The organism is Arthrobacter sp. alpha11c, from assembly GCF_054149985.1.
Map to the genome: position 1 here is coordinate 1,969,051 of NZ_CP196747.1, position 12,240 is coordinate 1,981,290.

The 12,240-nt window shown below is 62.3% G+C and carries 11 protein-coding genes; 2 read left to right on the top strand and 9 right to left on the bottom strand.

The window, feature by feature from the left end; translation table 11 throughout:
- Positions 1-123 precede the first annotated feature (123 nt).
- A complete protein-coding gene (locus ACTAQJ_RS09100) occupies positions 124-1,440 on the bottom strand; it encodes a bifunctional o-acetylhomoserine/o-acetylserine sulfhydrylase (RefSeq protein ID WP_498701754.1) in 1,317 nt (438 codons plus the stop codon).
- A gap of 226 nt (positions 1,441-1,666) precedes the next feature.
- Here ACTAQJ_RS09100 and ACTAQJ_RS09105 point away from each other — a divergent pair, with 226 nt between their 5' ends.
- Positions 1,667-2,305 (top strand): VOC family protein, encoded by a 639-nt coding sequence (locus ACTAQJ_RS09105; RefSeq protein ID WP_216925364.1) that lies wholly within the window; start codon positions 1,667-1,669, stop codon positions 2,303-2,305.
- 141 nt (positions 2,306-2,446) lie between these two features.
- On the opposite strand, the gene ACTAQJ_RS09110 is transcribed toward ACTAQJ_RS09105, so the two are convergent.
- Positions 2,447-3,220, bottom strand: coding sequence for a CPBP family intramembrane glutamic endopeptidase (locus ACTAQJ_RS09110; protein ID WP_498701755.1), 774 nt, complete (start codon positions 3,218-3,220; stop codon positions 2,447-2,449).
- 112 nt (positions 3,221-3,332) lie between these two features.
- On the opposite strand from ACTAQJ_RS09110, the gene ACTAQJ_RS09115 reads away from it, so the two are divergent.
- On the top strand, positions 3,333-3,989 hold the full coding sequence (locus ACTAQJ_RS09115; protein WP_498701756.1) for a histidine phosphatase family protein: 657 nt from the start codon (positions 3,333-3,335) through the stop codon (positions 3,987-3,989).
- Positions 3,990-4,021: 32 nt separating this feature from the next.
- On the opposite strand, the gene ACTAQJ_RS09120 is transcribed toward ACTAQJ_RS09115, so the two are convergent.
- From ACTAQJ_RS09120 to ACTAQJ_RS09150, 7 genes are all read right to left on the bottom strand, one after another.
- A complete protein-coding gene (locus ACTAQJ_RS09120; RefSeq protein WP_431119314.1) occupies positions 4,022-4,813 on the bottom strand; it encodes a DeoR/GlpR family DNA-binding transcription regulator in 792 nt (263 codons plus the stop codon).
- 23 nt (positions 4,814-4,836) lie between these two features.
- Complete coding sequence (locus ACTAQJ_RS09125) at positions 4,837-5,691, bottom strand: class II fructose-bisphosphate aldolase (protein ID WP_498701757.1); 855 nt, start codon at positions 5,689-5,691, stop codon at positions 4,837-4,839.
- A complete protein-coding gene (locus ACTAQJ_RS09130) occupies positions 5,673-6,671 on the bottom strand; it encodes a 1-phosphofructokinase family hexose kinase (RefSeq protein ID WP_498701758.1) in 999 nt (332 codons plus the stop codon). Before ACTAQJ_RS09130 ends, ACTAQJ_RS09125 begins: the two co-directional genes overlap by 19 nt.
- The gene (locus ACTAQJ_RS09135; RefSeq protein ID WP_498701759.1) at positions 6,668-7,603 is read right to left on the bottom strand and encodes an ROK family protein; all 936 of its coding nucleotides are present in this window, start codon (positions 7,601-7,603) and stop codon (positions 6,668-6,670) included. The genes ACTAQJ_RS09130 and ACTAQJ_RS09135 overlap by 4 nt, the downstream gene beginning before the upstream one ends.
- Positions 7,604-7,612: 9 nt before the next feature.
- The gene (locus ACTAQJ_RS09140) at positions 7,613-8,530 is read right to left on the bottom strand and encodes an SIS domain-containing protein (protein WP_498701760.1); all 918 of its coding nucleotides are present in this window, start codon (positions 8,528-8,530) and stop codon (positions 7,613-7,615) included.
- Positions 8,531-8,720: 190 nt separating this feature from the next.
- The gene (locus ACTAQJ_RS09145; protein WP_431119305.1) at positions 8,721-10,100 is read right to left on the bottom strand and encodes a TrkH family potassium uptake protein; all 1,380 of its coding nucleotides are present in this window, start codon (positions 10,098-10,100) and stop codon (positions 8,721-8,723) included.
- Between the two features lie 76 nt (positions 10,101-10,176).
- Positions 10,177-12,162: an APC family permease gene (locus ACTAQJ_RS09150; protein WP_431119304.1), complete on the bottom strand. Its 1,986-nt coding sequence runs from the start codon at positions 12,160-12,162 to the stop codon at positions 10,177-10,179.
- Positions 12,163-12,240: the final 78 nt, after the last annotated feature.

Consider the following 12,240-nt stretch of genomic DNA (forward strand, 5'->3'; position numbering starts at 1 on the left):
GGAAAAATACCCTTGTTTTGGCGAAGAATGTGACAGCTGTGTGACGGTTTAGGGGCGCTTCGTTCAGGAACACACATGCTGAAGGGCCGCCCGGCGAATTTTCGTCGGCGGGCGGCCGCTCCGCTAAGCGCCTTTGGCAGCCCGGAAACCAGCCTCCAGGTCAGCAATAATGTCGTCCACGTGCTCGATTCCCACGGACAGACGGACAAGGCCGGGATTCACGCCCGCAACCAGCTGCTGTTCAACCGTGAGCTGGCTGTGGGTAGTCGACGCCGGGTGGATAACCAGCGAGCGGACGTCACCGATGTTGGCAACATGGGAGTGCAGCTCCAGGCCATCAACGAATCGCTTGCCGGCCTCGACGCCACCCTTGATGTTGAATGCCACCACTGCCCCGGTACCCCTCGGCCCGTACTTACGGCCGCGCTCGTACCAAGGGCTGGACGGCAGACCCGCGAAGGCGACCGATTCGACGTCGTCGTGGGCTTCCAACCATTCCGCCACCTTGGTGGCGTTGGAGACGTGGCGCTCGACGCGCAAGCTCAGGGTTTCCAGCCCTTGAGCGATGAGGAACGCGTTGAACGGGGAAACCGCCGAACCCAGATCGCGCAGCAACTGCACGCGGGCCTTGAGAATGTAGGAGAGGTTGGCTCCGAGCGCGCCGTCCTTGCCAAGGTCCCGCGCGTAAACGAGTCCGTTGTAGCTGGGGTCCGGAGTATTGAATCCGGGGAAGCGCTCAGGGTCCTTGCCGAAATCAAAGTTTCCGGAGTCCACGATCACACCCGCGATCGCCGCACCGTGGCCGCCCAGATACTTGGTAGCCGAGTGCACCACGATGTCCGCACCCCATTCGATGGGACGGATGAGGTACGGGGTGGACAGCGTGTTATCCACGATCAGCGGCACGCCAGCTTCATGCGCCACGCGTGAAATACCCTCGATGTCCAGCACGTCCTGGCGCGGATTGGACACCACCTCACCGAAGAACAGCTTGGTGTTGGGCTGTACGGCCTCCCGCCACTGGTCCAGCTTGTCCGGGTCCTCCACGAACGTCACGGAGATGCCGAACTTCTTCAAGGTGTGCGCCAGCAGGTTGTAGGTGCCGCCGTAAAGGCTGGGGCTGGCGACGATATGGTCTCCGGCCTCGGCAATGTTCAGGATGGCGAAGGTTTCCGCGGCTTGTCCTGAGCTAAGGAGCAATGCGCCCAGTCCGCCTTCGAGGCTGGCGATCCGCTGCTCCACGGCATCTTGTGTTGGGTTGCCGATACGGGTGTAGATCGGGGCGAGCTCGGCCAAGGCAAAGCGGTTGGCTGCGCTCTCTGCGCTGGGGAAAACAAAGGACGTGGTCTGGTAGATCGGAAGCGACCGCGCTCCCGTGGCAGAGTCAGGCTCCTGCCCTGCGTGGATCTGGCGTGTTTCGAAAGACCATCCTTGGGACATTGAATTCTCCTCTTAGTGGCGCGCGGGTTTGCCGTTGATCGCCGTAGGCGTGGGCTGGGGCCAGTCTAGGAAGCGCCCGGGTACTTGGACAGCTTTGTGACGAAGGCAGTATTTTTCAGTCTTTGCGCGACCCGGCGTGACGCGTTCCGGCGGCGCGCAATAAGGTCCCATGTTAGTTAGGCTTCCCTTAGCTGAGACCCCGATCACAAAGTGCCAAGATGAAGCCATGCGCATGGATCACGTCTCTTACGCTTGTGAACGAGATGGCCTTTTGGCCACTACCGAACGAATTTCCGCAGCTCTGGGAGTGGACGCAGTCCGGGGCGGAGTGCACCCGCGCTTCGGTACCCGGAACATGATCATTCCCTTGGCGGATAACAAATACCTGGAAGTCGTAGAGGTCCTGGACCACCCTGCTTCTGACAAGGCACCCTTTGGCCAGGCAGTCCGCGCACGCTCGGCGGCTGGCGGCGGTTGGATGGGCTGGTGCGTCGCCGTTGACGACCTCGCCCCCTTCGAAGAACGCCTCGGCCGTTCCGCAGTTCCGGGCAACCGCAAGTTCCCGGACGGCCGCGAACTTGTATGGCAGCAGATCGGCATTCTCGGCTTGATCGCCGATCCTCAGGTGCCGTACCTGCTCAAGTGGGAGGGCGATCCCTCACTGCACCCGTCCAAGGTCTATGAGAGTGACGTCAAGATGTCCAGCCTCACCATTGCAGGCTCGGCGGAACGCGTTACCGAATGGCTGGGCGAACCCGTGGAGAAGCCACTCGAGGACGTCGCTGTCCAGTGGATGGCCCCGCACGGTACGCCTGGCATCATGTCCGTCACTTTCGAAACCGCATCCGGCGCCGTCACCATCTGACGCGTCACTTCCTTGGGGCATGGTCCCCTCCCGGTCCAGCGTGTCCGGTCAAGGACCAGTGTGTCCGGTCAAGCTTCGGCCGCCATCAGCGGGTGCCAATGACGTCACCCACCGATGGCGGCCGAATTTCTTAACGGATGCCTAACCCAGGCCTATCGCCTTGCCGAAGAGGCTGAAACCAACGAAGGCTACGATGTCCAGCAGCGCATGCGCAATGACCAATGGCACCACCCGCTTCGTCTTGGTATAGATCCAGGCGAAAACCAATCCCATGGCGAAGTTGCCGATGAACGGTCCGAAACCTTGGTACAGGTGGTAGCTGCCACGAAGGGCCGCGCTTAGGACAATGGCCAGCGGCGTACTCCAGCCGAATTTTCCGAAACGGTCCATGAGGTATCCCACGACGATCACTTCCTCAACGATCGCGTGGCGAACCGCCGAGAGAATCAGCACAGGCACCGTCCACCAGTAAGCTTCCAGGCCGCTGGGCACAATGGCGGTGGTGATTCCGAGGGCCCGGCCGGCCGCGTACAAGCCAAGTGACGGGATACCAATGGCAGCTGCCAGTCCCAATCCGTGCAAAAGGTCCTTGCCGGGGCGTGCGAAGTTGAACCCCAGCCGGGCAAAGCCTGAGCCACTTGCACCTTCCCGGCCGCCTTGGCCATGCGATGAGAGGAAATAGAACACCAGGACCACCGGCACCAAAGCGAAGATAATGTCCAGCAGTTGGTACGTGAGATCGAAGTACTCGCGGGTGCTTTGGGACCTGTTAAGCGTAGAAGTTGCCTCGGACAGCGGCGCGCGCGTCATCTTGTCCAGGAGCTGCACCACGGAGTACACGGCTGACTGGCCCAGTGACAGGCCCAGCACGATGAGTACTTCGGCGCGCAGGCGGCGGCGGGAAGCAAGGAGCATGTACCTATCTTGCCTGCAGTTCCTGCCACTTTGCCGTGAACCGCGCACGTTCGGGTTCCACCCGCAGGCAGACCCTATGCTTGGTGGGATGAGTGCCCCAGGGAGAATCTTCATGATCCGGCACGGCCAGTCCGCCGCGAATGCCGACACGTCAATCTACAACCGTGTGCCGGACTACCGCATTCCGCTGACCGAACTCGGAATTGAACAGGCCCGGATAACAGGCGAGGCCCTCCGGCGGAAGCTCGACGGCGAGCAGGTCTGCGTTTATGTATCCCCCTATTTGCGGGCCTACCAGACTCTTGAGGCGTTGGACCTGGGCCCGCTGATCGAGCGGGTGATCGAAGAACCCAGGCTACGTGAGCAGGACTGGGCCAACTTCCAGATCGCCGGGGAGATCGAGGACCAGAAGGAGCTGCGAAACCTGTATGGCCACTTCTTCTACAGGTTCCGCGAGGGCGAGTCAGGCTCGGACGTCTACGACCGCGTGTCCTCGTTCATGGAGACCCTTTACCGCCATTGGGAAAAGCCGACGTACGCCCCAAATACCCTCATGGTCACCCACGGACTGACCATGAGGCTGTTCTGCATGCGCTGGTTCCACTGGACTGTTGAGTATTTCGAATCGCTGAACAACCCGGACAACGCCGAACTCCGCACGCTGATAAGGACCGACGACGGCCAATACAGTCTGGACAAACCGTTCAGCCAGTGGGTGCCAAGGGATGTTGACGATTCAGTGCTCCACGCGCCGAGAATGCGCTTTTAGCAGCCTGAGAATGCGTTTCTAGCGGGGGGCACTTAGCTGCCGGGCGCGACGATGACTTCCGTGCCCTTGGCTTCGAACGCGGCCTTGTCCTCAGCGCTGATCCCGGCGTCCGTGATGAGGTGCCGGAAGTCATACCCGGCCATGGCAGCAAAGGAGCGGCGGCCCACCTTGGAGGAGTCAGCCACGACGTAGGACTCAGTGGCCCGGCGCGCCATGACGGTGTTCACCATGGCTTCGCCTTCATCGGTGATGGTGGGGCCGAGGTCCGGGTCAACACCATTGACCCCGATGAACGCAATGTCCAGGGCAACCTTCTGCATGATGACGTCGGTGTAGGGCCCCACGAGCTCGTAGGAGCGCGGATTCAGGATTCCCCCGGTCACCATGATCTTGATGTTCGGACGAACGGCGAGCTGCGATGCAATGTTGATCGCGTTGGTCACCACCGTGAGAGTGGGCCTGTTGGACGGCGCGTTGAGGTCCTCACGCGTGGACAACAGCTGGGCCAGCGCCGTGTTGGTGGTTCCCCCACTCAAGCCGATCACCGCTCCGGGGCGGATCAGGGCCGAGGCGGCCTGGGCGATCTCCTGCTTGGCCAAGGCGTGGTCGTCACGGTTGTACCGGCCCGGGAGGTCGTAGGATACGGATCCGGTGGTGGCGCCACCGCGGGTACGGCTGAGCAGCCGTTGTTTCGCAAGGCTGTCCAAGTCCCGGCGTGCCGTGGCCGGTGACACGCCAAGCCGCGTCACGATGTCCTCGACTTCCACATGGCCGGATTCGGCCAGGAGGTCAAGGATGGCGGTCAGCCGATCGGTGCGGGTCATGACGAGCCTTTCGCGGGGTCTGGCTATTTCGCTTTGGCGAACAGCGTGAGCAAACGTGCGGATTCCAGCACCAGTGCGTCCCGGCCGGCCTTGATGTACTTCCGGGAATCCACCACTGCAGGGTTGGCATCGAGGTACTCACGGACGGCGCGGGTGAAGAACCCGTTCAAATGTGTGGATACGTTGATCTTAGTCATACCTGCGCCGATCGCAGCTACGAGCATCTCATCTGTGACGCCTGAAGAGCCGTGGAGGACCAGCGGTTTTCCGACCGCAGACTTCAGCCGCGTGATCAGGTGCAGGTCCAGCGCGGCGCTGCGTTCGGTCATGGCGTGGGAGGAGCCAACGGCTACCGCGAGCGCATCCACACCCGTTGCTTCAACAAACGCCTCCGCCTCCGCGGGGTCGGTCCGGACACCGGGTGCATGGGCACCGTCCTTGCCTCCCACTTTGCCGAGTTCAGCCTCCATGTAAACGCCTCGCTCGTGTGCGTAGCGGGCCACCCGTTGCGTGACTGCGACGTTCCACTCATAAGGCAGGTGCGCGCCGTCGTACATGACGGAACCAAAGCCCAGGTCCACGGCAGCGAGAGCGAGGTCCTCGGATTCGGCATGGTCCAGGTGAACCGCGACGGGCACTGATGCGTCGCGGGCGATCGCCAAAGTCGCCACCGCGATCGGTTCGAGTCCACCGTGGTACTTGGCGCAGTTCTCCGAAATCTGCAGGATCAGTGGAACTCCCGCAGTCTCGGCACCCGCCACCAGCCCCTCGGCTGTTTCCACATGGATGACGTTGAATGCGCCTTGGCCGGTGCCGTTGCCCGCGGCCTTGTCCATCAATTCCCGCGTGCTGACAAGGGTCACCGGGTCTCCTTCCATGCCACGATGAGTTGTTCTTCAAGTTCCTGGTACCGCGGCGAGATCTCGCCTGCTGCGGGCATGAGCACTGCCGCGGCGGACCAGGCGGTGGCCCGGCGGAGAATCTCGCGGGGTTCGGTGATGCCTTCGGCGAGGGCGACGGCGGCAGCTGCTACACCGGCGTCGCCCGCCCCTGTGGGGTTGCCGCTCAGCGGCCCGGGGAGGCTGGCACTCCAGTACCCGCCGGGTGCTGCGTGGTCGAAGGCGAGCATTCCGTCCGCACCGGCGCTGACGAGGACGGTGCGCGCGCCCATGGCAATCAGCGAGAGCGCAGCGGCTTCCACGCTCGACTCCCCCGTAGCTTCGGCGAGCTCGTGGTGATTGGGTTTCAGGACATCGGCGCCAGCCTGGGCTGCGGTGATGATTCCCGGTCCGGAGGTATCGATGATGGCGGGGATGCCGGCGTCGTGCGCCAGCTTCACCAGGGACGGGTAAAAATCGGCAGGTGCGTCCGGCGGCAGGCTGCCGGAACCCACCAGCACAGCTGCCGGAGCTTCTCCGTCATCGCCGCGTACGGCTTCAACGACGGCGGCTGTCAGCGAGCGCCAATCGTCCGGCAGGAGTGCCTGGCCTTCCTCGTTGAAGATGGAAGTCTCGCCGGCGAGGGTGTCCACGAGCGCGATGCTGCGGCGGGTCTCGGCGGCGACAGACACCAGCGTGTGGGGCACGCCGCTGGTCCAGAGTTCAGCAGCCAGGGTCTGTCCCGCGGCTCCTCCGGTGGGAGCAATGGCCAGCACCGGATGGCCCACTTGGTGAACCACCCTGGCAACGTTGAGCCCTTTGCCACCGGCGCGGCTGATGGGTGTGGGCACCCTGTGGCTGGCGCCTTCGGTGATTCCGTGGACGGTGTAGGTCATGTCGATGGCTGGATTGGGGGTCACCGTGACAATGCGGATTGCGCCGTTTCGGGTGCCGCGTCCGGCCGCGGCGGGGCCGGTCATCGCGCACCATCCAAGAGCGCACGCGCGTTCAACGCTGCGCCAAGGAGCCCGGCGTCCTGGCCCAGCTGGGCTTGGATGAGGCGTGGGCGTCGTTGGAAGTCCAGGATCTGGTGGACCCGTGCCCGGAGCGGTTCCAGGAGGTCCTCGCCTGCTTCGGCCAGGCCTCCCCCGATCACTACCGCTTCAGTGCCGATGATGTTCACGCATTGGCAGATGGTGAAGGCGAGGGCGTCCACGGCGTCCGCCCACACACGGGCAGCCACGGCATCTCCATGGTGGGACCGGAGGAGGACGTCGCGGGCACCGTCCACGGTGTTGCCCGACTTCTTGCTGTATCGCTTGGCGATGGCGCCTGCCGAACCCACGGCCTCAAGGATGGTGGCCCCTGTTGCTTGAGTTCCGGCGTCGGGGTCCGGTACCTGGGCGTGGCCGAGCTCGCCGGCGAAACCACCGGCCGTGACGGCCACACCACCGGAGAAGACTGCGGCGGCGATTCCAGTGCCCACCACCATGACCACGACGTCGTTGAACTCCTTGGATCCGCCAAAAGCGTGTTCCACGGCAGCGGCGGAGCGGACATCGTGATCGAAGGCCACGGGAAGCCCCAGTCTCTTCTCTGCCTCGGCGGTGAACGGGAAATTACGCCACCCAAGATTCGCGGAGTAGATCCCGATTCCTCCCGCGGAATCCACGATGCCAGGGACGATGACGCCGGCTGCTTTGGCCGGGATGTCCGGAAACTCGGATGCGAGTTCATCAGCGAGGCCTGCGAGCTTGTCCAGCACGGCTTCCCCGGGATGTGCTGGATCCAGCGGCGTGGGGACCCGGCGCATACCCAGGACGTTTCCAAAGGCATCCACGAGTCCAGCCTTTACGTCTGTGCCGCCGACGTCGAATGCCAGGACTGCTGATTCTGCGTGCCCGAGAACCATGACGGGTGCCTAGGCGGAGGGGTCGAGAATGACGGAGCGCGTCAGGTTCCGGGGCAGGTCCGGGTTGAGGCCGCGGACGCGCGCACGTTCCAGGGTCACTTTGTGGACGCGGGCCAGTTCAGCGAGCGGGTGCTTGTCCGTGTGGATGTAGAGGGCACCCGTGGCTGCCATGTCCTTGTCAAGGCCCTCGGGCTGTGCGCCAAACAACCACGTCACGCGTCCTGGCGCCGCGATGGAGATGGGACCGTGGCGGTATTCCATGGCCGGGTAGGACTCGGTCCAGCCCTGCACGGCTTCGCGCATCTTAAGTCCTGCCTCGTGGGCCAGGCCAACAGTCCATCCGGTACCGAGGAACGTGAATTGCTCTGCATCCAGGAGTTCCTGTGCCACGGGATCTGTCACTGCATCCCTTGCGTCTTCGATAGCTTGCTTCAGGTCAATCCCAAGGCTGGTGAGCAAGTACACCAGTGCCGAGGTCGCGAAGCGGGTCTGCACCACGGATCGCTCATCTGCATACGGGAGACCGATCACGGCGTCGGCCAGATCAACGATTGGAGACGCCGTATCGCCAATGATGGCAACAGTGGGGACGATGCCCTTCAGCCCGGCCAGGATCTCCAGCACCTCAGTGGTGGTGCCGGACCGCGTAATGGCCACAACGGCGTCGTACTGGCGATCAGCACTGTTGCTGTTCAGGAAAGCCTCCGACGCCGCAAAGGCATCCGTCACGCCTTTGCCTGCGGATTCACGGGCGGCAGCATAGCTCTGGGCCATGAACCAGGAGGTGCCGCAACCGATGACGGCGATCCGCTGACCGTCGGCGGGAAGCAGGTTCTCAGCATCGGCCTGGTCAATGGCACGCTGCCAGACATCGGGCTGTGATACCAGCTCTTCTTCCATGAAGGCGCCCAGTGTGTTCTCGCTCATCGTGTGTTTCGCTCCTGCTCAGCCAATGACGTTTTATGATCTATAGAAACACTAAACGATCAGTTTCGATCTCACAAGGATCATCTACTGGAGTGGATCCGGCAATTGGGCAGGCCAGTAGTCAGGACGGTGGCAAAGTGCTGGCAGTGGAAACGGTGACGAGCAGCAGGGAAGGCTCAACCTGTTCCAGTTAGCCGATGATGGGCCGTTCTTCGGGCAGGTTGAACAGGCGGGGGCGGGAGGACAGGGCCAATGCCGAAGCGACCGTGACCGTCCCGATGCGGCCTGTAAACATCAGAACCATGAGTACCCACTCAGCCGATGGAGGGAGGTTGTACGTGATTCCTGTGCTCATGCCGACGGTGGCGAACGCCGAGATGGATTCGAACAGGACCTTCTCGAGGCTGTAGTCGGTGAACATGAGCAGCAGCATGGTTCCAGTAATGACTGCACCGATGCCGAGCAGTGCTACCGAGAGGGCCTGCCGTACCGAGGCCGGGCTAATGGACCGGTGGGCTATGGTCACATCGTCCCGGCCCCGGACTTCATTCCAGATGGCGAATGCCAGGAGGAGGAAAGTCGTGATCTTGATTCCACCGGCAGTTCCCGCACTTCCCCCTCCGATGAACATCAGAATGTCACTGACCATGAGCGTCTCTGGTGAGGCCACCCCGTAGTCGATGCTGTTGAATCCCGCGGTGCGCGGGAACACGCTTCCAGCGAGGGAACCGACGATCTTTCCCGGGATGGACAGCGGCCCCAGGGTTTCGGCCCGGTTCCATTCGAACGCAGCGAACAACACGAAGCCGGCTGCGAGCAGGAAGACCGTGCCGAAGACTGTGAGGCGCAAATGTACCGTCCAGTTCCGGACCCTCAATCCCCCGCCGTTGAGCAAATGGATGAGTACGGGGAATCCGAGGCCACCGGAAATGATGGCCAAACAGATGGGCACCAGAATGTATGGGTCTTCGCGGAAACTGATGAGGTTGTCGCTGTAGAGCGCAAACCCTGCGTTGTTGAAGGCAGATACTGCGTGGAAGACGCCGTGCCACAGTGCGACGGCCGGGTTGGAGTCGTACACGAGCCAGAACCTGACAGCCAGGATTGCTGCTGTTACCGCTTCAAAAACGACCATGATTCTGGCGACCCGGAACAGCACGGAGCGAACATCCCCGAGGTTGAGGGTGTGCGTTTCTGACTGCACAACAAGCTGCCCGCGGAGGCCGATGCTTTTGCGGACGAGCAGGGCCAGCAGGGTCGCGAGGGTCATGATGCCGAACCCGCCAACCTGGATGAGCGCCAGAATCACGACATGCCCGAAAGGTGTCCAATAGGTGGCCGTATCAACGGTAATCAGGCCCGTGACACACGTCGCTGACACGGCGGTGAACAGTGCCGTCATGAGGGTGGCTGGATCAGTGCCATTGCGGGAGACTGGCAGCATCAGCAGGGCTGCGCCGAGGAGGATGACCGCCAGGAAAGCGAGAGGTACGGATCGGACTGGATGTGAGAGGGCGCGCCTAAGGACGTTCTCACGTCGCGTCTGCGGGTCTCGGTGCTTCCACTGCATGCGTGCGTTGCCGTTCCCGGCTTGGGGTGGTCCGGGAGTCCGGACCCGGGGCTTCGGATTAGCCGATGGCTTTGGGTTAACCGACATGGATGCCTGGGCGAAGGTCGGGATCGGGTTCGTTTTCGCGGATGATTTCCCGCACCACGGGTGCGGTGTCCCCCCGGCCCAGCAGCAGGTATCGCATCAGGTGTGCCAACGGGTTGCCCTCAGACCATTCGAAGTAAGCGTGGGGACGGACGCCTGTGGCGTTGCGCAGAGCCAGGAGGATCGCTGCGATCGCGTTCGGTGCGGCGGGGCTTTGGGCCCGCAGGATGCGGTGACCTGCAACTTCGACGCCAGTAACAGTGAGGGTGTCGCTGAAGCTGGAGGGGTCGCTAACATCGATTTCGAGGAAGATGACGTCGGCGGAGCCAGGGACCGGGTTCAATTCGCGCTGGTCAGTTTCCTTGGCCGCGTATTCGGCAGCATCCCGTGCTTGGGGACGGTTGGCAATGAGGTTGAGCCGCCCGTCATAGTCGAGCGAATCTGCGATGAAGCGACGCGCGTTGTCGTCGAATTCGATTCGATCCACGCGCAACTCGGTGGTCCGGCTGACCCGGGAAACGAGGGACACAACAATGATGCCCAGGATGAAGAAACCGGAGATGGTGAGTCCGTCAGGTTTCTCAATGACGTTCGCTATCAGGGCGTAAAGCAGAATGAGAGTCAGGATTGTGAAACCGGTGGCTGCCTGGCCTTGTTTTCGTCGGAGGGCCGAGATGGTCACGGCAGCCGATCCAGAGACCATCATGGCGAGGATCCCCGTGGCGTAGGCTCCTGCCTGGGCGTTCACATCTGCTTTGAAGCCAACAGTGATCAGGATGCTGATGGCCGTGTAGACGAGGACGACGGGGCGCACCGCCCGGGTCCAGTCCGGTGCCATGCCATAGGACGGAAGATAGCGCGGGACGATGTTGACCAGCCCCGCCATGGCCGATGCCCCGGCGAACCAGAGGATGAGGATACTGCTGATGTCGTATACAGATCCGAATCCTTCACCGAGCCTTTGGTGTGCCAGGTAGGCCAGGGCACGGCCATTGGCCGCCCCGCCTTCCCGGAATGCTTCTGCCGGTATCAGGACGGTCGTGACGAAACTGCTGCCAATCAGATAGACGCTCATGACGACGGCAGCGGTCGTGAGGAGTTTGCGGGTGTTCCTGATACGGGCGCCGAGCCGTTCCTCGGGAGTCTTACCCTTTGCTGAGACCAGGGGCATCATGCTGACGCCGGTCTCGAATCCTGAAAGGCCCAGGACGAGAAGGGGGAAGGCAATCAAGGCAGGCAGGATCAGTCCACCCAGGCCACCTCCGGACGCGGCAGTCAGTGCTTCGGACCAGGAGGACAAGAGCGCCGGGGAGGCTGCGATGTCCACAATCCCAACGCCGATGATGATGGCGTTCAGTCCCAAAAACACGGCCACGAGCGGAATCGCCACGGCGACGGCCTCGCTGAAGCCCATCAGGAACACTCCGCCCAGGATCAGCAGGAGAACGACGGTCACTGTGACTGCTTGGCCTTCAAGGAAAGGCGGGAGGAACGGGTTCTCCAGAAGGTGTACTGTTGCGTCGGCCGCGGACAGGGTGATGGTGATGATCCACGATGTCGCAACAAAGCCGAGCAGAACGAGTACGAAAATTTTGCCGCGCCAGAAAGGCAGCAGGTTCTCCAGCATGGCCACGGATCCCTGGCCGTGGGGGCTTTCCTTTGCCACCCTTCGGTACATCGGCAGCATGCCCAGCAAGGTCAGAGCGACGATTAACAGTGTTGCCAGCGGGGAAAGCGCACCCGCTGCCAAGGCTGCTATGCCGGGAAGGTATGACAACGTTGAGAAGTAATCGACGCCCGTCAGGCACATGACCTTCCACCAGCTTTGTTGCGTGGCATGATCCTCAACGGATTCCGGACCGACGGGCTGGTGGACGCGGTGTTCCAACAACCATCGCACCAGCGGATTTCCGGATTGCCGTTTGCGTTCAGGTGTTGGGATGCTGTCCGGAATGTCCTTCCGGGCCGATGTTGTCACTGCCTCATCTCTCTGTTTGCCGACGTGATCTCCGGGAGCGTAGCACCGGAGAAAAAACGGAAACAGGAAAACCGGAAA